Here is a 21406-nt window from a genome sequence, read left to right as displayed (position 1 = left end):
ACGGGTTGCGGGACTGAAGTAACCGTCTTTCATCTCTAGCAATTATGTACATGTTTTTGTACATAATGGCGAAAGGCTTGAGAGCTACTTCTTCATTTTGTTCGAGGTGTCTTCTCCGGCCATCTTGAGATCCTTGCGAAGCTCTTTAGGCAATGAGAATTGCACATTTTCCTCGGCGGTGGTTACGGTGCGCACATCGCCAAAGTTGATTGTTGCTAGGTAGTCCAAAACCTCGGCAACCAGCTCCTCTGGAGCTGAGGCTCCGGAAGAAACGCCAACGGTTTTCACTCCTTCAAACCACTCTGGCTTGATTTCGGAGGCATAGTCAACGCGGTAGGCAGCCTTGGCTCCGGCCTGGAGTGCCACCTCGACCATGCGAACGGTGTTTGAGGAGTTGGCTGAGCCAACCACCAAAACTAAATCGCTCTCGGCACCAATTTTCTTGATGGCAACCTGGCGGTTCTGTGTGGCATAGCAAATGTCATCACTTGGCGGGTCCTGCAGGGTAGGGAACTTCTCGCGAAGCTTTATCACCGTCTCCATGGTTTCATCCACCGACAAGGTGGTCTGCGACAGCCAGATGACCTTGGATGGGTCCTTAACCTTGGCATTGGTAATGCCGTCTGGGCCATCGATTAGCTGAACAGCGTGGGGGGCTTCGCCCGCGGTGCCCTCGACTTCTTCGTGACCCTCGTGGCCAACCAGCAAAATGTCATAACCCTCTTTATCAAAGCGCTGCACCTCGCGATGGACCTTGGTCACTAGTGGGCAGGTCGCGTCAATTGTCATTTGATTTCGGGCCTCGGCCATTTGCACAACCGCCGGTGAGACTCCGTGGGCCGAAAACACCATGACGCAACCCTCGGGTGCCTCGTCTACTTCTTCGACAAATATTGCGCCGCGCCTTTCTAGGGCCTGCACAACGTGCTTATTGTGCACAATCTGCTTGCGTACGTAAACCGGAGCCCCGTAGTGATCCAAGGCCTTCTCGACTGCAATGACGGCTCGATCAACTCCCGCGCAATAGCCCCTAGGGGCTGCTAGAAGTACTCTGTTTCCCAAATCAATGTGGGTCGGGGCGTTATTGTTGATAGTCATCACCTAACAAGTCTACGAAGAGCCGCAAGGAGGTCCAAATGCAGGACGCTGCGGCTACTAAGTCCCAATCAAAGGTTAGCCAAGAGAATTCCCCCTGGCAGGTTTCTCAGCTCTCAAAATCCGTCAAAGACTGGATTGAGAAACTCGGCCAAGTTTGGGTTGAAGGGGAATTGCAATCTTTTTCTCAGCGCTCCAGTGGACTATTCGCTTCCCTGAGGGACCTGGATGTGGAAGCGGCAGTGGAGATACACGCCTTTGAAAGATCCGGCGCCGAGATCGAAGCAGGCCTAAAACAGGGCGACCGGGTTGTCGCATTGCTCCAACCCCAGTTCTGGGCCAAAAATGGCAAATTCACCCTGCGCATCATCGCAATGCATAAAGTTGGCCTGGGTGAGCTCCTGGAGCGAATAGAAAAACTCAAGCAGCAAATAATTGCCGAGGGGTTAGCTGATTCGGGCCGCAAGAAACCTCTGCCCTTTTTGCCAAATCGAATCGGTTTGATCACTGGCGCAAACTCCGACGCCGAGAAGGACATCTTGCAAAATGCCAAGCTTCGCTGGCCCGAGGTGCAATTCGAAGTGATAAACACCTTGGTGCAGGGCGAAAAGGCAGTAGGAGAGATTTTATTTGCACTGGAACAATTGGAGGCCATGGATTCGGTGGACGTGATTATTCTCGCGCGCGGCGGAGGCTCATTCCAGGACCTACTGCCATTTAGCGATGAACGACTGGTTAGGGCATGCTCAAATCTCTCAAAACCCCTAGTCTCGGCGATCGGCCATGAAAATGACCAGCCACTTTTGGATTTGGTGGCCGACTTGCGGGCTTCAACCCCAACCGATGCCGCTAAAAGAGTTGTGCCGGATGTCACCGAAGAGCGAAAAGGGCTGCGCATTTCTTTAGACAGAATTCGCTACCGCATGAAAAGCACCCTTGATTCTCAGCAGCAACTAATCGCCGGGGTTATCTCCAGGCCGGTTCTGTCCTCTCCCTACGGAGTGATAGACGCCCAAACTGATTTACTTGGCGCACTGAAAAAAAGAATCGGTGAGATTCTTGTATTCAGGCTTGAGCAAGGGACTAATGACGTGGCTCAACTGCACGCTCGCGCGAAAAGCCTGTCACCGAAATTAACTCTGGAGCGTGGCTATTCGGTGATAACAGACGCCACCGGGAAGCCACTCACAAAAGCGAAAAAAGGCGGCGAGCTTCGCATCATCACAAGCACTCAGGAAATTTTGGCCACAACTAACTCGGTTAAGGAATCCCATGACTAAAGAAATATCTACACTCAGCTACGAGGCGGCTCGCGAAGAGCTTCAGCAAGTGGTCTCCCAATTGGAGCAGCAGAATGTGTCCCTGGAGGCCTCAATGGCGCTTTGGGAGCGAGGTGAGGCACTTGCAGCCCACTGCGAGGGCTGGCTCTCCGGTGCTCGTAAAAAACTTGACGAAACAATAGCCACCAAGGACTCCAAGTGAGCGACGCAGCAGCCCAAAGGCGCGCCAAGCAAACTGTCAGAAACCTGATTCTCTCGCTCTTGGTCACCCTCGGGCTCACCGCGGCAATTGTCCTAGGTGTTCCAAGGGATGACACCAATCGAATTGTGCCAATCGATTATCAGACCATTGCCCAGTCCGCTGCCTCGAGCCTCGGGGCAGAACCTCTCGCTCCAAAAATTCCGGCCGATTGGTATTCAAATGGCGCAAGAGTTGAGAATAATCTGGATGTTCGCTCTTGGTATGTCGGCTTTGTCACCGAAGATAATCAATTTATAGGCCTGACTCAGGCCGCTGCATCAAACCCGAGCTGGCTGGCATTAACGCTGCAGGGCAACTGGCAAGACGGTGAAACCCAAATTGCCGGCCTGAGTTGGGAAATCTGGCCGACCCTGAGTCCATCAAACCCACCGGGCACCAAGGAATACGCCCTAGTTCACAAATATGGCGAGAGTGTGGTGGTGATTTTTGGGACCGCGCAGTTAGCTGATTTTGATATCCTCGCTACTGCCATCGCAGCCGAAATGGATTAGCTTGCCAAGACCAAAAACCGCCTTCGAAGCCTGGCAGGCCCTAAAAATGGGCAACGCAAACTTTGTCTTGGGCACCCCTAATCACCCGAGGCAAGGGGTGCATGTTCGAAAAAATATCGTGAACAAACAAAAGCCCTTTGCAGCGGTTTTCGGTTGCTCAGATTCCAGGCTGGCGGCGGAAATGATTTTTGATGTTGGCCTTGGGGATCTTTTTGTGGTTCGCAATGCGGGCCAGGTTATGGCCGACACGATTTTAGGCTCACTGGAATTCGCCGTGGAGGTCCTGAACGTTCCATTGATTTTGGTTTTGGGTCACGATGACTGCGGGGCGGTTCGCGAAACCATGAATGCTGCACAAGGGGAACTCAAGGTGCAAGGTAAGTTCATAAAGAACCTAGTTGCAAGAATCTTGCCAACCATTGAACGCGGAATTCTCGAAGGCGAAACCAGTATCGATGAGCTGACCATTCGTCACGTTAGAGACACCATTGCCGAAATGCTGGATACCTCCGAAGTAATCTCCAACGCCATAAAAACTGGCAAACTAGCTGTTGTGGGTGCGAACTACAAACTAGAACTCGGAGACATTCAACCGATTGTGGTTCACGGAAATATTCAGTCAAGCAAATAAGGGATGCAAATGGAATACCGCATTGAACGCGACACCATGGGTGAAGTTAAAGTTCCCCTCAACGCCCTGTATCGAGCTCAGACTCAGCGAGCAGTCGAGAACTTCCCGATCAGCGGGCAGGGCTTGGAGCGCGAGCACATCATCGCGCTAGCTCAAATCAAAAAGGCCGCCGCGCAGGCCAATCAATCCTTAGGAATACTCGATGCCAAAATTGCCGATGCGATATCTGCGAGCGCCGATGAGATTATTGCGGGTCAACACCTAGACCACTTCCCAGTGGATGTTTTTCAAACCGGTTCTGGAACCTCCTCCAACATGAACATGAATGAGGTCTTGGCCACCTTGGCGACCAGGCTATTGGGCTCGGAAGTCCACCCCAACGACCACGTGAACGCTTCACAGTCCTCGAACGACGTATTTCCAACCTCGGTGCACGTGGCTGTTACAAAATCGCTGATTCACAACCTATTGCCTTCGCTTGACTACCTGGCTAAGGCTCTGGAAGAAAAAGCCACTGACTGGAGCGAATTTGTAAAGCCCGGTCGCACCCACCTGATGGATGCGACCCCGGTTACCTTTGGGCAAGTCTTTGCCGGCTATGCTGCCCAGATTCGCTACGGTATCGAGCGGGTTATAAGCACAATCTCAAGAGTGGCGGAAGTGCCCCAGGGAGGAACCGCAACCGGCACTGGCATTAACACTCCAAAAGGTTTCCCGCAGGCGGTAATCGCGAATCTGGCCAAAGAAACCGGCTTACCAATTACCGAGGCCAGGGATCACTTTGAGGCTCAGGGCGCCAGAGACGCGCTGGTGGAGGCATCTGGGGCACTCAAGGTGCTGGCGGTCAGCCTCACCAAGATAAATAATGACCTCAGGTGGATGGGATCCGGGCCCAACACCGGCCTCGCCGAGATCAGCATCCCGGATCTTCAACCAGGCAGCTCAATCATGCCGGGTAAGGTCAACCCGGTTATCCCCGAGGCGGTCCTGATGGTTTGCGCCAAAGTAATCGGAAACGATGCGACCGTCAGCTGGGCCGGGGCCTCGGGTTCGTTTGAGCTAAATGTTGCAATCCCAGTGATGGGTAATGCGCTCTTAGAATCCATCAGGCTGCTTTCGAACTCGATGCGGGTATTAGCCGATAAGACCATTAGGGGCCTGGAAGTAAATGTTGAAAGGTCTAAGGCAATGGCCGAATCAAGCCCGTCGATTGTCACTCCCTTAAATAAATACATCGGCTACGAAAACGCCGCCAAGATTGCCAAGCACGCGGTGGCAAGTGGGGTCACAGTAAAAGAAGCGACCATAGAACTCGGTTTTGTAGATAATCAAAAACTAACCATGGCCCAACTCGATCAGGCCCTGGATGTTTTTACTATGACCCGGCCGCCGCAATAAAAGACACCGCCAATTCCGGTGTGATTGTTAGGAAAAACCCGATTAGCAAAAAGGGTCCAAGTGCCATGGAGGCCTTCCAGCTCATTTTATTAAAAAGCACCAAAGCCAGCCCGTAAATCGAACCAAGCACCAACCCCACCGTCAGAGCAACAACCACTAGCCCGGGCGCGAACCAAGCCAGGATGTGGTTGGTGGCAACCAAAAGCTTTATGTCACCCATACCAATCAGATCGTACTTAGCCATTAGGTAGCCAATCCCAAAAGTCAAACCACTAATCAGCACGGCTGTAAAAAATCTCCCAAAATCCATTTCAACCAAAGTAATCAGTGAGGTGGCACCGTGAGAGACCCCAATCGCCAAATAGGTAAAACGATTTGGTAGTCGATGTTCTAGAAAGTCGTATTTGATCAGCGGGTAGGCCAAGACCAGCATTAGTAAAACCGGAATTATCTCTAGAACCCTCATAACCCGAAAGATTAGGGCCTTCAGAAAAAATCAGCTCCAAGTTATCCCCAGCCGATTCACGATCGGCTAGCGCTCCAGCTAATCCAGAAGTTTGGTTACCAGAGCGGCAATTTCACTGCGCTCAGAGCGCATCAGAGTTATGTGGCTAAAAAGTGGCTGACCTTTTAGGGATTCCACGACCGAAGCAATTCCATCGTGCCGCCCGACTCGGAGATTATCGCGCTGCGCCACATCGTGGGTTAGAACAACTCGAGACTTTTGTCCCACTCGAGAGAGCATCGTCAATAAAACATTGCGCTCAAGTGATTGTGCTTCGTCGACGATGACAAAGGTGTCGTGAAGCGAACGACCCCTGATGTGTGTAAGTGGCAGGATTTCTAGGATTCCTCGATTCAACACCTCCTCTACCACCTCCTTTGAAACCAAGGCCCCGAGGGTATCAAAAACCGCCTGCGCCCAAGGATTCATCTTCTCCGCCTCGGTGCCAGGCAAAAACCCAAGCTCTTGACCGCCAACAGCATGAAGCGGGCGGAAGACCATTATTTTCTTATGGGCTCTGCGCTCAAGGACTGATTCCAGACCAGCGCATAGCGCCAAGGCGCTTTTACCGGTTCCTGCTCGACCACCGATTGAAACTATGCCAATCTCGGTATCAAGCAATGCGTCGATGGCGAGGCGTTGCTCTGCAGAACGCCCATAAAGGCCAAACACCTCGCGATCCCCGCGGACTAACTTAATGGTGCGCTGTTCCGAGACTCGACCAAGAGCGTTTCCGCGGTCTGAGTGAATTACCAACCCGGTATTGATTGGCAGAGTTTTTGCATCCGGGTGACTGATTTCCTCGGCGTCATAAAGGTTGGCCATTTCCTGTGGTGTAAGGCTCAGTTCCGCAGTGCCCGACCATTCGTCGCTGGCCAACTCGTGCAGATACTCCTCCGCTTGCAAGCCGATGGAAGCGGCTTTGACTCGCATTGGTAAATCCTTTGACACGACAGTTACATCAAAACCCTCGGACTTTAGGTTGGCCGCTACCGCCAATATCCTGGAGTCGTTGTCCCCGAGCTGAAACCCGCTGGGCAGAATCGATTGGTCGATGTGATTGAGCTCGACCCTTAGCGAACCTCCCGATCCGACTTCAATTGGGAAATCCAATCTCTCATGCTTTTTTCTTAGATCGTCTAGATGCCTGAGTGCTTTTCTCGCGAAAAAGCCAATCTCGCTGTCGTTGCGTTTCTTTTCGAGTTCGTTGATCACGACTATGGGCAACACCACCTCGTGCTCGGCAAAACTGAAAAGCGCCTGCGGGTCCGAAAGTAAAACTGAGGTGTCCAAAACAAAGGTTCTGACTGCAGTTGATTTTGGCTTGGCGACCGCGCTCTTCACCCCCCGCGGATTTTCAACTGTAGCAACTTGAGATTCCGATTTGGGGTTTGAAGTTTTTGGCACAGACGCTCCTCGTGGATGAATGTTGCTCGAAGGTTAAGCCCGCGAATGAGGATTTTTCGCTTTAGACACGCCAAAAATAAATAGGTTTATGAAACTTTATACTTAGGCCCCAAAGCGGCGCCTACGACGCTGGAAATCACGCATCGCCCTTAAGAAATCAACCTTACGAAAATCAGGCCAGAGTGCCTCAGCAAAATAAAATTCGGAATTTGCGCTTTGCCATAATAGGAACCCGCTCAGCCGCTGCTCCCCAGAGGTTCTAATCAATAGATCAGGGTCTGGTTGCCCACCAGTGTAAAGATGCTCGGCAATCAAATCCGGTGTCATAACCTCTGCCAGCTCCTCGATACTTGCCCCGGTTAGGGCGTGCTTTTTTAGAATCGAGCGCATGGCATCGGCGATTTCCTTGCGGCCCCCGTAGGCAACGGCAAGATTCACGTGGGTTCCCTGATTTTTTGCGGTCTTTTTCTCGACTTTGCCAAGTCGCTGGGCCGCTTGAAAAGGAAGGCTGGAGATGTCCCCCACGACCTGAAGCTTCCAGCGCGATAACTTTGCCAATTCCTCGGACAGTGAAACGATGATCTCGATCAGTTCATCTAGCTCATCTTTGCTGCGCCCAGTCAGATTATCGGTTGACAAAAGATACAAAGTGACTCGCTTGACTCCAAGTTCAGAGCACCAGGAGAGAAAATCAATAATCTTTCTGGCCCCGGCAGCATGGCCCTGACCGGCTTTTTCAAAGCCTTGACTCAGGGCCCAACGGCGGTTTCCATCCACCAAAACGCCCACGTGTTTGGGCATGTCTTTTTCACTCAGGGCAGCCTCTAGCCGCTTTTCATAAAACCGATAAACAAGGTTTTGCACGCCATAAGGTTATCCGAGACCAGAGCAACTCTGAACATGGCTTATCGTTATTTGAATGATGCCAGAACAAGAGCGCCCAGACCCCTTATATGTTCCACTGAGTGAACTCAAGGGATCGAAACAGACCGTTGATTTCAAGCCTTCTTGGAGAGGCTGGATCCACACCGGGGTGCTGCCTTTTGTGGTGGCCGGTGGTGTGTTGCTAATTGTCTTCGGCGAGGGCTGGGTGGCCAAGACTTCCGGTGCTATCTTTTTTGCCTGCTCGTTTTTACTTTTTGGGAACTCGGCGGTTTATCACCTCTTCAACTGGAAACCGCTTACCAAAAAGATTCTAAAGCGAATCGACCACGCCAACATCTTTCTGCTAATCGCCGGTAGCTACACCCCGATAACACTCTTGGCGCTTCCAGCCCAAAAGGGAATGGTCCTTATATCCTTGGTTTGGGGAATCGCAATTCTTGGAATCGGCTTTCGGGTTTTTTGGATCTCAGCTCCACGCTGGCTCTACGTGCCGATTTACTTGGGAATCGGGTGGGTGGCGGTTATCTACATTCAAGATTTCTTTGCGGCCAATATCGCAATGATGGTCTTGATAATCGTTGGAGGGGTGCTCTACTCAATAGGTGCTGTTATTTACGGCTTGAAAAAACCCAACCCTTTTCCCAAGCACTTTGGTTTTCATGAGATTTTTCACTCGCTCACTGTCGCAGCCTTTATCTGCCACTGGAGCGCGGCAATGATTATCGGTTTAGATCCGCTTCCGGGTTCTCTCGGTTCGGTTTTATAGGAGGGATTGGCCGTTCAGGCTTCTCCACCGTTAGGTTTTCAAGCTCCTCTTGGGCCAGCTTCGCGCGAATCTCCGTCCGGTAGCGAGTGTTTCGAACTCTCCGAGTCATGTCGAAAATTAGAAAAACAGCAACGGCCGCCATCAGGAAAGTAACAATAAATCCGATGGTTCCTGGGGAGTTGTATTGATCATCTGGCACCGGTATTGGGGTGACGGTTACTTCGGCCAAAAGTGAATACAGAAAGTTCATGTCATAAGTATTCCACCTGGTCGCATAACCTTGTTACATGACCAATGAGATTCTGGCTGAGCGTTACGGGGCCAAAAAGCCAAGCTCGAAGCGCAAAAAGCTCATACTTGGGCTTTCCGGCGTGGCCGCGATGGTCGCAACCACAGCATGGTTTGCCCTTGCCAACCACTCTCCCATCAGCTTCACCGACGTTGGCTTTAGCGTAGTGTCCGATTATCAGGTGATAGTAGATTTTGAGCTTCAGATGCCAATCGGCACCGTGGGGTATTGCAATGTTCAAGCTTTAAGCAACAGCTTCGGCGTTGTGGGTCACAAGCAGTTTGAATTTGGGCCCTTCGAAACCGAAACCCTGAGGTTCAGCGAGGCCATTAACACAACGAATCTAGCTGTGACCGGTCTGGTCGATGAGTGCTGGGTGCGCTAGGCTTTGCGGAATGCTCGCTAGGCGAGCTTTTTCACTACCCGGAGTAAAACAATGAGCGAAAACTTATTATTGACACCTGATGCCTATGAGCGTCTCAAGCAAGAACTTGCCGACCTGATAATTATCGCCCGACCAGATATTGCCAAGCGCATCCAGGAGGCCCGCGAAGAAGGCGACCTGAAAGAAAATGGCGGTTACCACGCCGCCAAGGAAGAGCAGGGCAAGATTGAATCCCGGATCAACCGACTTGGAAATATTCTTGCGCTGGCAACTATCGGCGAGGCCGATGCAACGGATGGCATAGTGAAGCAGGGACTCATGGTCACGTGCAAACTAAACGGCAAAGAAACAGAATTTTATCTCGGTAGCCAAGAGCTATTTGAGGGCACAAAGCACCAAAAGCAAATCGATGAAGGTGACCTGAATGTTTACTCCCCCGATTCACCTATCGGCCGGGTCATAAGCGGTAAAAAGGTGGGTGACACGGTTAGCTACAAAACCCCCAACGGCAAAGAGATTTCCGTTGAAGTCACTAACCTTGCCAATTTCGAGTTCTAGTCTTTATCCATAGACGGTCTAAGCCCAGCTTCTTCTAAGGCCTGCAGTACCTCATCGCGATGTTCCTTGCCCCGAGTCTCAACCGCTAAGCGCAACTCAACCTCGCTGATTTGAAAACCGTTGCCATGGCGAGTGTGGAGCACCTCCACCACATTGGCCTGAGCCGAAGCTACCGCCTGGGCGGTCTTCACCAACTGCCCCGGCCTATCTGGCAGCATCACCGAAATGTTTGTGTAGCGATCAGAGGCAGCCAAACCGTGTCCGATGACCTTCTGAAGTAATAGCGGATCGATATTTCCACCCGAGATAATCACACAGGTGGTGCCCTGAAGTTCCAATTTGGCAGCCATCAGGGCAGCGGCCCCAACTACTCCCCCTGCTTCAACCACCAGCTTGCTTCTTTCCATCACCGCAAGCATCGCCTTGGCCATCTCATCTTCAGACACCGTCACGATTTGGTCGACATAATCCCTAACTATTCCAAAGGTGTAGGCGCCAGGTTTAGCAACGGCAATTCCATCTGCGATGGTCGGCCTGACTTCAATTGCGGTGGGCTCCCCAGCAGCTAGCGAGGGCGGGTAGGAGGCGGCCATCTCAGACTGCACAGCGTAGACCCTAACTTTTCTGCCGAGTGATTCGGCCTTTAGCTTGGCGGCAAGCGCCACTCCGGCCGCCAAACCTCCCCCTCCAAGACACACCACGATGTTGTCAACCTCGGGTAATTGATTAAAAATCTCGAGAGCAACCGTGCCCTGCCCGATAACAATATCGCGATGATCAAAAGGCGGCACGAAGACCGCTCCGGTGGAATTAGTGAACTCCTTTGCGGCAACAAGGGTGTCATCGAAAATAGCGCCGGTGAGCACAACGTTTGCCCCATAACCGATGGTCGCTTGGTACTTCGGCAAAGACGCTCCGATGGGCATAAAAATCGTTGCCTTAATACCCAACAGCCTGGCCGCAAGCGCCACTCCCTGGGCGTGGTTCCCAGCCGATGCTGCCACCACCCCGCGGGCTCTTTCTTCTTCAGAAAGCCTTGAAATCATGTTGTAGGCGCCGCGAATTTTATAGGCACCCGTTCTCTGCAGGTTTTCGCACTTGAAAAAGACCGGCTCTCCGGTGAGATCCGAAAGCCAGTTGCTCTCAAGAATCGGGGTCTTCATTGCGACTTTTGAAACCCGCTCCCAGGCCGCATCAAATTCTTTCAGGGTGGGTAAGTCACTTGTGGGCATTAGAAACCTTCAATCTCAAACTAAAACTCTTGAAAAGTCTAGTGATTTAGAAGCTGGTTCCGATCGCCCCGAGTCTTTCGATTCGCTTAGAAATTGGCGGATGGGTTGAAAAGGCCCGCTGTGCCAATGAGGGCTTCACTGGATCATTGATGTACATGTGCGACATCGAAGGCGACGCCCGGCGCATTGGCTGGCCATATTCGCCAAGTTTTTTCAGAGCTGAGGCCAACCCATCGGGGAAACGGGTCATCTCAATACCAGAAGCATCAGCCAAATATTCTCGCTGTCGCGAAACCGCGGCTGAGACCAGCGGCCCGATTAGCGCGGCTATTATCCAGCCAATGACGCCCAATAAAATCAGGATGAGTCCGAGCTGTCCGGAATTCTTGCCCCTGGAGTGCGAGGAGAAAAACGCCATCCGAATTGCCATATCCGCCAAAATGCCAACCGCCGAGATTAGTCCGAAAACAATCGTTGAGACCCGAATATCGTAGTTTTTGACGTGGGCGAGCTCGTGGGCCATGACGCCCTCCAGCTCAGCGTCATCCATAATCTCCAATAAGCCCGTGGTGCTGGCAACGATGGCGTGCTTGGGGTCCCTTCCGCTGGCGAAGGCATTCGGCGCTGGGTCGTTGATGAGATAAACCTTGGGCATTGGCATGCCCTGCGAGATGGAAAGATTTTCGACAATATTCCAGAGCCGCGGGTTGTCACTTTTTTGGATCTGCTTGGCGCCGCTGAGCCCAATCGCTATCGATGAAGCCGCGTAATACTGAAAGATTGCGTAGCCAAAAATGAAAGCGATTATCCAAATTGCCGAGGAACCGTTTCCAGTTGCTTGCCCAAAGAACCAGGAGATTGCTCCCAAAATAATCACGAAGCCCGCAACTATAAATACGGTGTTGCGTTTATTGGCAGCTATTGCCGAATACAAGAGTTCCCCTAAAAACTAACCTGCGGTGGATTTTGAATTGCCGCTACGTCTTCAACATCGAAGAATTCGCGTGCGATAAAGCCCAGTGATCGGGCGAAGAAATTGGTAGGGAACTGCTCGAGCTTGATGTTCAGCTCGCGCACGCCACCGTTAAAGAATCTCCTAGAAGCCATCACCTTGTCCTCAGTGTCGGTTAGCTCGCGCTGTAGCTCGAGAAAGTTAGCCGAGGCGACTAATTGCGGGTAAGCCTCTGAGACCGCGAATAGGCTCTTGAGAGCTCCCTGAAGCTCGCCTTCGGCTTGCGCAGCCTGTGCCGGGTGCTCGAGGGCTTGTGGGGATACCGTCGCGGCGCGCGCCCTGGTGACGGATTCAAACACCTCTTTTTCATGCGAGGCGTATCCGCGCACGGTTTCGATCAGGTTGGGAATCAAATCCGCGCGGCGCTTGAGCTGTATTGTGATGTCACTCCAGGCTTCGTCGACCCTCACCTTCAGAGTTACTAGCTGGTTATAGGTGGCCCATAGGAAAATCACTGTCACCACAATGATGCCCAGCACTATCCAAAATGCAATATCCATAAATCTCCCTCTTCTAACCTATTTAGATTAGTTGCACCAACTGGAAGTTGGCTGGAGAACTAGCCAAGTAAATTTCTAAGCCAACTCTTGAAATCAATGGCCATTTTCTTGGAAACCCTGGCCTCCGGGTTCACAAGCTCTCCGGCATGTGGGAACCCTGGATATTTATTGAAGCTCACCGGTACCCCCTGTTCGCTTAATCGCTCAAAAAAATTGAAGTTCTCTTGAAAAAATAAATCTATATCTCCGACTCCAATCCAAGTGGCTGGCAAGCCAGCGAGGTCTTGAACTCTTCCAGGGACTGCGAAGCCAAAATCTCCCTTTGATCCAGGCTCGGCAGCAAGATACGACTTCCAGGCAAAGTAATTGGAAGAATTATTCCAAACAAAATTCTTGTCATCAAGTGCTCGGTTCATGGCGGTTCGATCATCCAGCATCGGATACTTTAGTAGCTGCCCAAGTGGCAGCAGGTCTTTTTGACTAAGCAATTTGAGGTTCAAGCTAACCGCCAGACCAGCCCCGGCCGAGTCGCCTCCGAGCACAATTTTATTCAGGTCAAAACCGAACCTTCCGGCGTTAGCACAGACCCACTTATAGCCGACCTCACAATCAATCAAGCCGGCTGGATATGGATGTTCGGGGGCGAGCCTATATTCCAAAGAAAAGACCGCGATTCCAAACTCCTGAGCCAACTCGATAAAAAGAGCATCCGCATCCTTGGACCTGCCGGCAATCATGCCACCGCCGTGAATCCAAATGATTGCCCCATCAGATTTGAGCGTGCTAGGCAGGATTGCTCGGACGTGCTTGTTGCCAATTTTATGATTCTTTATCTCAATCCCCTTTGGCACACGAACTCTTTTTGCCGTGACCAAGGAGAGAAATCTAAATCCCCTGGTAGCCGATTTGCTGCTAAAGCTAAAGTTTGGAAAACGCTTTAGTTTTAGAAGAATCTCAGGGTCCACTGTCTCAAAGTTCATCGCATGAGAATACAAGGAATTTGGTGCCCCGAGTGGGACTCGAACCCACACTGTGACGATTTTAAGTCGTCTGCCTCTGCCATTGGGCTATCGGGGCAAAACTAAAAGCCCGGGAAATCCCGGGCCCCGTTTTGATAAAGCTACTTCTTAGCTGGACGGGTTGCCCATGTGGAAAAGAATAATCGAGGTGAGCGAACCGCTTCGATCGAAGTTAGGTCGCGGCCAAAAATCCAGTTCCAGAACCACCCAGAAACAACCCTGATCTTGCGCTCCCAGGTCGGCATCGCGAGGCCGTGGTAACCGCGGTGCATGACCCAAGCGGTGAAGCCCGTGACACCGATTTTCCCGGACTGAAAGGCCCCAACATAAAGCCCCAATCCCGCCACAGCACCCAAGTTTTTGTGGATGTAAGGCTTCGGGGCCTCGCCACGAATATCAGCAACTAAATTCTTAGCCAAAAGCTTGGCCTGACGAACCGCATGCTGAGCGTTTGGAACACAGAATCCGCCGACTCCACCGCCAGACAAATCTGGAACTGCCGAAACATCGCCGGCGGTCCACGCGTTTTGAATGACCTTGTCCCCATCCACAATCTGCAAGGAGGCATTGGCCATGATGCGCATTCGGTTATCCAATGGGAAATCGCAGTTCTTAGCAACCGGTGCAGCTGCAACTCCGGCGGTCCAGATAATGAGATCTGATTCCATAGATTCGCCAGTTGAGAGTTTGACGATGCCCTTATCGGCCGATTCCAACTGAGTGTTTAGGTGGATGTGGGCCCCGCGGGATTCGATGTTTTTGATAACCCAGAGAGCGGTCTTTTCTGAGACCTCGGGCATGATTCTGCCCATTGCCTCAATCAAGTGAAAATTAACTTCTTCAAACTTAATTTCTGGAAAACTGCGCAGCAAGTGAACCGCTGCGCTATGAAGCTCGGCGAAAGTCTCGATTCCGGCAAAGCCACCGCCAACCACCACGGTGGTCAAGAGTCTTTCACGCACTGGCCCCATGGGAAGCGCTGCTGCTCGCTCGAAGTTGCCGACGAGTCGATTCCTGACTTCCACCGCTTCTTCAATGGTCTTCATGCCAATCGCCTCTTCGGCGATGCCCTTGATTGGGAAGGTTCGAGTGACGGCCCCGGCCGTCATGATGACTTGGTCGTATTTCAAGACAATCGACTTGCCGCCATCTATCTCGATGGTTGCCTTGCGAAGCTTGTGATTCACCTTCAGCATTTTGCCGGACAACAAGTTTGTCTTTTTTAGGTGGCTGCGGTGATTCACCACAACGTGTCTTGGCTCAATCGAGCCAGCCGCAACCTCTGGTAAAAAGGGTTGATAAGTCATATACGGAAGCGGGTCGACCAGCGTTACCTCTGCTTCGCCCTTTCTCAGAATCTTCTCTAGCTTCCAAGCTGCGTAGAAGCCGGCATAACCACCACCAATGATGAGGATGCGCTGTGGCTCTTTTTTATTGAAGATGGTCTCTTTTATTGCCTCAGGAATCCTGGACTGAGAGGTCGCTACTGTCATGTTGGCGAATTACCTTTGTCTTATCGATTAGCCGCGTGGGGCCTTCTTACGCCAATTGCGCAATAAAAGCCACAGCAACGGCGCCAGGGGAGCTAACAACCAATACAGTAGCGGATTTGAGGCGGATATAAAGCCCCAAAGGTCATCCCGCTCAGAACCAGGCTCATCGGTTGGGGGTAATTCAGCAACCTGATCCAACAGTTTTTCCGGGGCTTTTGGTTCTTGCAACAGCTGATTGGCACCGGGCTCCGGCTCCATGAGCTCGGGGCGATAAAGCTCAACCCACTTATCCAAGGAGCCCAAGGGGTTAGAGTCGGAAACTAGTTCCGATTGAACCGCTCCTAAAGGATTAATCAGACCGAAACCGTAAATTGCATCGAAGCCCGGTTCACCAAGATCCTCCGCACTGCCAATAAGCCGCTGGATAATGTCGTTCGCAGTGGCTTTTGGGTCCGCCTGCCTCATGAGAGCAACCAAACCGCTGACAATCGGGGCTGCGGCACTCGAACCCGAAAATAAGCGCACCTGATCTTTCGGGAAGGCTCCCGCCAAATCCTCCCCGGGGGCAGTAATTGTCACCGATATTCCCTGGGTTGCGGCCGATGTTGAGCCCAGCTTTTCCCGAGAAACCCCGGCAACAGAAATAACTCCGGGGATAGTTGCCGGAGCGGTAGGCCGAGAGTTATCCTCGCTCCGATTGCCGCTGGCGGCAATAATCACCACATCATTCTGAAACGCGTAACTGAATGCCCTATCCCAACTTATGGGCCAATTCATGGAGTTTCTACTCAGCGAAAGATTGATAACCTGAGCGCCCTGGTCCACCGCCCAAATGATGCCATTCGCAATCTGTTGGTCGGTGTTGGCGCCCGGGACACCGAGGCCAATAGAGATCGATAGCAGCTCGGCCCGCGGTGCAATTCCCAACACTCCCAGCCTGCCCTGGCCGGCTATCAAAGACGCCACCATGCTTCCGTGAAAAGCACTGCTTCCGACCGGGGTCGTGCCATCTGGCGTTCCGACTCCAGAAAAATCAACCCCGCCCACCACTGTGCCGATTAGATCTGGGTGCGAATCATCGATGCCAGTATCAATCACCGCCACCTTGATTCCACTGCCATCAAGCTCAGTTATCGAATCAAATCCATAGTCGTCAAGCCACCAGTTTGTTGGCGACAAAAAAATTGGAATCAGTAAGAGCGTGGCTAAACGCAAGAGCAGACCGTGGGAGACCAACTGAGTCTTTCCAGCGCCCTATCACCCATGGGGTTCACGCCTGGGCCCTTGGCTAGCGAGTGGCCAATTAAGGCGTGTAGGCACTTCACTCGGACCGGCATACCGCCGGCCGAAAAATCCACAATCTCCTCCACCAGTTCGATTTCCTCGCGCTCGCGCAAGTACTCCTGATGTGCCAATAGATACTGCGCCGCTATTTCTTGATCCAACAAAAGATCCTGCAGCTCCACCATAAAACCCGAGGTCTCTAAGGTCGATGCCGCCGCGGTGGCAGCCTGCTGAGTCAAATAATAAAGAGTGGGAAATGGAGTTCCATTCTCGAGCCGCGGTTTTGTCTTGACCACCAGTGGCCTGCCGCAAACACACCGCGCTGCTATCTCGAGTATGTCTCGGGCTGGCCTTCCCAGTTGCCTTGACACTTCTGCTATGTCTGCCTGACTGACTTCAGCCACTATTTTCCAGACTCTTTATCAGAATCGGTTTTAGATTCGGCTTCCGCCGGCTGATCCAGTGCAGCTACCAAGACCGATTCAATCAAGGAATCCACCCAATTCTCAGAGGCTGCGGCGACCTCAAGGCTAATAACATCGGCGTTGCGCTTTTGGGCAAGCTTCGCGCCTAAAGTGCCTGAGGTGTCAGAGAAGTCCATGCCCTCGGCATCCATAACCAAATAGCTAACCTCACCTGGCAACACGTAATAAAGCCGATCTCGAGCTTGGGAACGAATGTAAACCGGATCTTGCCAGCGATCTCTTTCGGCTTGCATCTCGCTGACGTCATCTTTGGCCAACTGGATACTGACCTCCATGTCGGCAATCTGACGCCTTTGATTCAAAAACAACTGAACGTCCTGTGAGATCAAAATGGTACCCAGCACGACCACCGCTATCAAGCTGAAGCTGATTGAATTTAGGCGCAGCATCCTGACCAGGATCTTGCCCTGGGAAAGTGGAACCGGAACCTTGGGTTCGCGATTTAGATTTTCACGCGCCATAACCACACAATCTTAAATGAGTTTGCTTGGGTGAGGCAACTGCCTCACCCAAGCAAACAGACTCTGAATTAGCCTTGAAAGCGCGGGAACGCGCTGCGACCGGCGTAGACCGCGGCGTCCGATAACTCTTCCTCAATTCGCAAAAGCTGGTTGTACTTAGCAACTCGCTCGGATCGGGCCGGAGCCCCCGTCTTGATCTGTCCAGCGTTGGTAGCCACCGCAAGATCTGCGATGAAGGTGTCCTCAGTTTCACCGGAGCGGTGCGAGATAATGGCCTTCATGCCTTGGGACTGAGCTAAGGAAACCGCATCCATGGTCTCGGTGAGTGTGCCAATCTGATTCACTTTGACCAAAATGGCGTTGCCGGCCTTGAGATCAATTCCTTTTTGTAATCTCGCCGGGTTAGTGACATAGAGGTCATCACCGACTATCTGAACTTTTTGCCCCAACTCGTGGGTCATCTTGGTCCAGCCGGCCCAGTCATCCTCTGCCAGAGGGTCCTCAATTGAGACCAAGGGGTAGTTCGCCAAAAGCTCGGTGTAATAAGAGACCATTTGATCGGCCGAGCGGTTCTGCCCCTCAAATAAGTAGGTCTTAGTCTCCTCATCGTAAAACTCAGTCGATGCCACATCCAAGGCCAGTGCAATTTCACTGCCTAGCTTGTAGCCGGCCTTTACGATTGCCTCGGATATCAGATCTAGTGCCGCCCGGTTAGTCGGAAGATCAGGTGCAAAGCCACCCTCATCGCCTAAGCCAGTAGCTAGACCCTGCTCGGTGAGCAACTTTTTGAGAGTGTGGTAGACCTCGGTGCCCCAGCGAAGTGCTTCAGAAAAGCTCTCGGCACCGTGCGGCACAATCATGAATTCTTGAATATCGACGCCGTTATCAGCGTGCGCCCCGCCATTGATGATATTCATCAGTGGCACGGGTAACACGTGAGCGTTAGAGCCACCCAGATAGCGATAAAGCGGAAGTGCGCAAGACTCAGCAGCAGCACGGGCGTTGGCAAGTGAAACACCGAGAATCGCGTTTGCTCCCAGCTTGGATTTATTTTCAGTTCCATCAACTGCAATCAAAGCGGCGTCAACCAAACGCTGGTCTGTTGAATCAAAATCAACCAGCGCCTCATCCAGAGTTTCAATTACGGCCTGAACCGCATTTTGAACGCCTTTGCCCAGGTAGCGACCCTGGTCGCCATCGCGCGATTCGTGGGCCTCAAAGGCTCCCGTTGACGCCCCGGATGGAACGGCTGCGCGACCAAAGCTGTCGTCTGATAACAAAACCTCAACCTCGATGGTTGGGTTGCCACGAGAGTCAAGAATCTCGCGGGCGCCGATTGCAGTAATGATTGACAAGGGTTCTCCTTATTTTGATTTTGCGTAATTGTGATCGCAGTTATAAAAAAGTTGGCAGGTGGCCAGAAAACTTCGCTGTATTCGCTTGAAAGCTTAGCGAGTTAGCCGAGTGCTTTAAGGTTTAGCTCGCTGAAGCTAGCCTCCAGTGTCAGCTCTGCAAAAAACTCAAAGCCCTGGCTTTGCATGTCATCAAGCTGAGTCTTGAGGTTTTTTTGCCTCAGCTCTATTCGCACCCGATAGCCCGAAGCTACCCCTTGAGCTTGCAATTTGAGAGCGGCTAGCGCGAATTGTGGACTGGGAATCAGGAGCACCACAGCATTGGTTTTCGACTCTAAGGGCGCGACTAGCTCCATAATCCGCTCAATACCCAAAGATATGCCCACCGCGGGGACATCAACACCAAGATATTTACCCACCATCGAGTCGTAACGCCCACCGCCACCAATTGAGGAGCCAGACTCGGGGTGCTCTATTTCAAATATGCTGCCGGTGTAGTAGCCCATACCTCGAACCAAGCTGGGATCAAACCGCAGTCTCGCGTGACCGGCCAGTCCCTCAAATAGTGGCGCTAGCAGCTCGGGAATTGCGGCTTGATCGATGTCCGAAAGCCAAAGGGTCGCTCTTTGAGAAACCTCGGCGCCAAACTTATCGCCGAGCTCATTCGCCACTCCGGCAATCCCAATTTTGTCAAGCTTGTCGATGCTAATCATTGCACTAAGGGCGTCCTGTGCTGAGATTCCTAAGCTCAAGATGTTATTGGTCAATAACTCTCTGTGATTCACGCGAATTGTGGCTTCTTTGAGCCCAAGCGCTGCCAGTGCGCTAAGTGCCGCGCTCAGAAGTTCGAGTTCGGCGAGGTGGCTAGGATCGCCAACGATGTCGATATCACACTGCATGAACTGGCGGTAACGACCTTTTTGCGGTCGTTCCGCTCGCCAGACCGGACCGATTTGAATCGCTTTGAAAACCTTTGGCAATTTCGAGTGATGGCTGGCGTAAAACCTTGTGAGCGGAACTGTCAGGTCGAACCTCAAGCCAAGATCTGCGAGTTCTTGATTTTGAGCTAGTGCTGATTCGAACTCTTGACCGCGTTTCTGGACCTTGAAAACAAGTTTTTCGTTGTCTCCTCCTTGGCCCGAGCTCAGCCTCTCAAGCTCCTCAAGCGCCGGAGTCTCGATTTCCTGAAAGCCAAGCGAAACATAAAGAGAGCGAATCTTTGCCAACATTGCCTCGCGCATGGATTTTTCCTGTGGCAAAAAATCGCGCATGCCTCTTGGGGGATTGATTTGATTTGCCACTTTATAAGCTTGGCATAGCGGCGACGAATAACCCACTTAGCAAAGCTCAAACTTTATTAAAAACCAACAAGATTGGTATTCTTTTTGACATGCCAGACACCAATGACAAAGCCCGCCGAGGTAGACCGGTAACAACTGACCCGATTCAGGTGGGTCTCACAGCGTTGCGACTATTCCAGGAGCGCGGCATCGATAACGTGACAATGGATGAGGTGGCCCTCGAGGCGGGCATTTCGCGCTCCAACCTATTCCGAGTCTTCCCCTCAAAATCAGCCGTTATTTGGGGCACAATGCACAAATTTACTCAAGACTTAGCCCAGAAGCTCAAAGAAGATACCGAGACCTCGATCATTACCCACCTGCACAACTCTTGGACCAGAACCCTCGAAGATGTAGGTGATGAGCGCATGGAAACAATGAGACTCAGGTTGCGCTTGATCGCCTCCTCCCCCGAAGTCTCCGGCTGGGGTCATGCTCAGCTTGAGGAAGCTCGATCGGTAATAGAAAATGAGATTTTGCGACTCGATGACTCAAACCCGATGCGGGCCAAGGTAGTCTCCAGCGCGATGATTTCGGCCTCTATGGCGATTCTTACCTGGTGGGCACAAAACAACGATCCAAGAAGCCCGGCTCAGGTTTTGGATGAGGGCTTTAGTGACTTTGAGGCAGTCTTTAACTAAAGCTTTATTACAGTTGCCACTTTGGCTAGCTCCTGAAAGAAACTTTTATCAGAATCGGCGTAGGCGTGCCGGTAAGCCCAGCCGATCAGATCGGGTGCCCACAGCATCGGCTCTTTTTTAGATGCAAGACCAAACACCTTAAGTTTCGCTGCGCTGGATTGACCCTCAGCAATTTCCTTGATTATTCTTCGATCCTGATTTTGCATGAAACCGGGAATTCGACTTTCATACACCACGGTGCCGGTGAGATAAAGATGATTTTCGGCTAGCTCATTCAAAAGAGTCCGAATCGATTCAACCCTGCCGGCCTCCGCGCTTTTATCCGATTCAGCGAGCTGCTCGATGACAACGATTACTGGAGAGACGTTTCTCGCCAAATATGCGTTTAGCTCTCTAATCTTTTGGCGTCCGCGATCGGATCTGCCCGCATCGGTGGTGTGCCAATAATTTGCACCAACTAATTTGAAAAGTTCTTGGCGCACTTTTAGCACGCGCTTTTTATCAATAACCGCGGCGGTCAGAATATAAAAAGAATCCTCCGATTGAGCCGGCGATAAAAAACTCTCGTCAATAAAAGCCATGGGACCCCTCGCCAAAGAAAATTTATCGAGCAGTCTCAGCGTCGAGAATCGAAA

At 51.8% G+C, this 21406-nt stretch carries 25 protein-coding genes and 1 tRNA gene; 9 read left to right on the top strand and 17 right to left on the bottom strand.

Translation table 11 applies throughout. From position 1 onward, the window contains the following. Window positions 1-84 precede the first annotated feature (84 nt). A complete protein-coding gene (locus tag BLP47_RS04195; RefSeq protein WP_091850651.1) occupies window positions 85-1098 on the bottom strand; it encodes a 4-hydroxy-3-methylbut-2-enyl diphosphate reductase in 1014 nt (337 codons plus the stop codon). Between the two features lie 38 nt (window positions 1099-1136). Here BLP47_RS04195 and xseA point away from each other — a divergent pair, with 38 nt between their 5' ends. From xseA to BLP47_RS04170, 5 genes are read left to right on the top strand one after another with little or no spacing between them, the layout of a single operon-like run. Next, window positions 1137-2375 (top strand): exodeoxyribonuclease VII large subunit, encoded by a 1239-nt coding sequence (gene xseA / locus BLP47_RS04190; RefSeq protein ID WP_091850649.1) that lies wholly within the window; start codon window positions 1137-1139, stop codon window positions 2373-2375. Next, entirely contained in the window at window positions 2368-2577 is a 210-nt protein-coding gene (locus tag BLP47_RS04185) for an exodeoxyribonuclease VII small subunit (protein ID WP_091850647.1), read from the top strand. Before xseA ends, BLP47_RS04185 begins: the two co-directional genes overlap by 8 nt. Continuing rightward, on the top strand, window positions 2574-3128 hold the full coding sequence (locus tag BLP47_RS04180) for a DUF4245 domain-containing protein (protein ID WP_091850645.1): 555 nt from the start codon (window positions 2574-2576) through the stop codon (window positions 3126-3128). Before BLP47_RS04185 ends, BLP47_RS04180 begins: the two co-directional genes overlap by 4 nt. 1 nt (window position 3129) lies before the next feature. Further along, window positions 3130-3759 (top strand): carbonic anhydrase, encoded by a 630-nt coding sequence (locus tag BLP47_RS04175; RefSeq protein ID WP_249883403.1) that lies wholly within the window; start codon window positions 3130-3132, stop codon window positions 3757-3759. Window positions 3760-3768: 9 nt separating this feature from the next. Further along, entirely contained in the window at window positions 3769-5157 is a 1389-nt protein-coding gene (locus BLP47_RS04170) for an aspartate ammonia-lyase (protein ID WP_091852921.1), read from the top strand. On the opposite strand, the gene BLP47_RS04165 is transcribed toward BLP47_RS04170, so the two are convergent. From BLP47_RS04165 to BLP47_RS04155, 3 genes are all read right to left on the bottom strand, one after another. Continuing rightward, window positions 5135-5623, bottom strand: a complete 489-nt coding sequence (locus BLP47_RS04165) for a prepilin peptidase (RefSeq protein WP_091850643.1) — start codon at window positions 5621-5623, stop codon at window positions 5135-5137. The two genes, BLP47_RS04170 and BLP47_RS04165, sit on opposite strands and share 23 nt — an antisense overlap. Window positions 5624-5701: 78 nt before the next feature. Continuing rightward, entirely contained in the window at window positions 5702-7006 is a 1305-nt protein-coding gene (locus BLP47_RS04160; RefSeq protein ID WP_091852918.1) for a PhoH family protein, read from the bottom strand. Window positions 7007-7171: 165 nt separating this feature from the next. Continuing rightward, window positions 7172-7933: an isoprenyl transferase gene (locus BLP47_RS04155; RefSeq protein ID WP_091850641.1), complete on the bottom strand. Its 762-nt coding sequence runs from the start codon at window positions 7931-7933 to the stop codon at window positions 7172-7174. Between the two features lie 58 nt (window positions 7934-7991). Here BLP47_RS04155 and BLP47_RS04150 point away from each other — a divergent pair, with 58 nt between their 5' ends. Further along, on the top strand, window positions 7992-8720 hold the full coding sequence (locus BLP47_RS04150) for a hemolysin III family protein (protein WP_091852915.1): 729 nt from the start codon (window positions 7992-7994) through the stop codon (window positions 8718-8720). Here BLP47_RS04150 and BLP47_RS04145 read toward each other — a convergent pair. Beyond that, complete coding sequence (locus tag BLP47_RS04145) at window positions 8674-8970, bottom strand: hypothetical protein (RefSeq protein ID WP_091850639.1); 297 nt, start codon at window positions 8968-8970, stop codon at window positions 8674-8676. The two genes, BLP47_RS04150 and BLP47_RS04145, sit on opposite strands and share 47 nt — an antisense overlap. Window positions 8971-9007: 37 nt before the next feature. On the opposite strand from BLP47_RS04145, the gene BLP47_RS04140 reads away from it, so the two are divergent. Together BLP47_RS04140 and greA are read left to right on the top strand one after the other, a co-directional pair. Beyond that, window positions 9008-9394 carry a DUF4307 domain-containing protein gene (locus BLP47_RS04140; RefSeq protein WP_091850636.1) on the top strand — a complete coding sequence of 129 codons (387 nt, stop codon included), beginning with the start codon at window positions 9008-9010 and terminating at the stop codon, window positions 9392-9394. 51 nt (window positions 9395-9445) lie between these two features. Then, complete coding sequence (gene greA, locus BLP47_RS04135; protein ID WP_091850634.1) at window positions 9446-9952, top strand: transcription elongation factor GreA; 507 nt, start codon at window positions 9446-9448, stop codon at window positions 9950-9952. On the opposite strand, the gene ilvA is transcribed toward greA, so the two are convergent. From ilvA to hisS, 11 genes are all read right to left on the bottom strand, one after another. Further along, window positions 9949-11184 carry a threonine ammonia-lyase gene (ilvA, locus tag BLP47_RS04130; RefSeq protein WP_091850632.1) on the bottom strand — a complete coding sequence of 412 codons (1236 nt, stop codon included), beginning with the start codon at window positions 11182-11184 and terminating at the stop codon, window positions 9949-9951. The two genes, greA and ilvA, sit on opposite strands and share 4 nt — an antisense overlap. Before the next feature lie 46 nt (window positions 11185-11230). Continuing rightward, window positions 11231-12118, bottom strand: coding sequence for a M48 family metalloprotease (locus BLP47_RS04125; RefSeq protein WP_091850630.1), 888 nt, complete (start codon window positions 12116-12118; stop codon window positions 11231-11233). An 8-nt stretch (window positions 12119-12126) separates the two neighbouring features. Next, window positions 12127-12696, bottom strand: a complete 570-nt coding sequence (locus BLP47_RS04120; protein WP_091850628.1) for a LemA family protein — start codon at window positions 12694-12696, stop codon at window positions 12127-12129. A gap of 59 nt (window positions 12697-12755) precedes the next feature. Beyond that, complete coding sequence (locus BLP47_RS04115) at window positions 12756-13676, bottom strand: alpha/beta hydrolase (protein WP_091850626.1); 921 nt, start codon at window positions 13674-13676, stop codon at window positions 12756-12758. Window positions 13677-13697: 21 nt separating this feature from the next. Continuing rightward, window positions 13698-13773, bottom strand: a tRNA-Leu gene (locus BLP47_RS04110). A 43-nt stretch (window positions 13774-13816) separates the two neighbouring features. Beyond that, on the bottom strand, window positions 13817-15208 hold the full coding sequence (locus BLP47_RS04105; protein WP_091850624.1) for an NAD(P)/FAD-dependent oxidoreductase: 1392 nt from the start codon (window positions 15206-15208) through the stop codon (window positions 13817-13819). A gap of 27 nt (window positions 15209-15235) precedes the next feature. Continuing rightward, window positions 15236-16387, bottom strand: coding sequence for a S8 family serine peptidase (locus BLP47_RS04100; protein ID WP_157671479.1), 1152 nt, complete (start codon window positions 16385-16387; stop codon window positions 15236-15238). 26 nt (window positions 16388-16413) lie between these two features. Further along, window positions 16414-16896: a DUF501 domain-containing protein gene (locus tag BLP47_RS04095; RefSeq protein ID WP_249883402.1), complete on the bottom strand. Its 483-nt coding sequence runs from the start codon at window positions 16894-16896 to the stop codon at window positions 16414-16416. Further along, a complete protein-coding gene (locus BLP47_RS04090; RefSeq protein WP_091850618.1) occupies window positions 16896-17438 on the bottom strand; it encodes a septum formation initiator family protein in 543 nt (180 codons plus the stop codon). The genes BLP47_RS04095 and BLP47_RS04090 overlap by 1 nt, the downstream gene beginning before the upstream one ends. 68 nt (window positions 17439-17506) lie before the next feature. Next, a complete protein-coding gene (eno, locus tag BLP47_RS04085; protein WP_091850616.1) occupies window positions 17507-18793 on the bottom strand; it encodes a phosphopyruvate hydratase in 1287 nt (428 codons plus the stop codon). Between the two features lie 101 nt (window positions 18794-18894). Next, window positions 18895-20091 carry a histidine--tRNA ligase gene (gene hisS / locus BLP47_RS04080; RefSeq protein WP_091850614.1) on the bottom strand — a complete coding sequence of 399 codons (1197 nt, stop codon included), beginning with the start codon at window positions 20089-20091 and terminating at the stop codon, window positions 18895-18897. A gap of 89 nt (window positions 20092-20180) precedes the next feature. Between hisS and BLP47_RS04075 the strand changes: the two genes are divergently transcribed. Beyond that, window positions 20181-20771: a TetR/AcrR family transcriptional regulator gene (locus tag BLP47_RS04075; protein ID WP_091850612.1), complete on the top strand. Its 591-nt coding sequence runs from the start codon at window positions 20181-20183 to the stop codon at window positions 20769-20771. On the opposite strand, the gene BLP47_RS04070 is transcribed toward BLP47_RS04075, so the two are convergent. Beyond that, window positions 20768-21352: a hypothetical protein gene (locus BLP47_RS04070; RefSeq protein ID WP_157671477.1), complete on the bottom strand. Its 585-nt coding sequence runs from the start codon at window positions 21350-21352 to the stop codon at window positions 20768-20770. The two genes, BLP47_RS04075 and BLP47_RS04070, sit on opposite strands and share 4 nt — an antisense overlap. Window positions 21353-21406 lie beyond the last annotated feature (54 nt).

It is taken from the genome of Candidatus Aquiluna sp. UB-MaderosW2red (assembly GCF_900100865.1).
Taxonomy (GTDB): Bacteria; Actinomycetota; Actinomycetes; order Actinomycetales; family Microbacteriaceae; genus Aquiluna.
The sequence above is the reverse complement of the archived record's forward strand: the minus strand, read 5'-3'. Positions and strand labels throughout refer to the sequence as shown.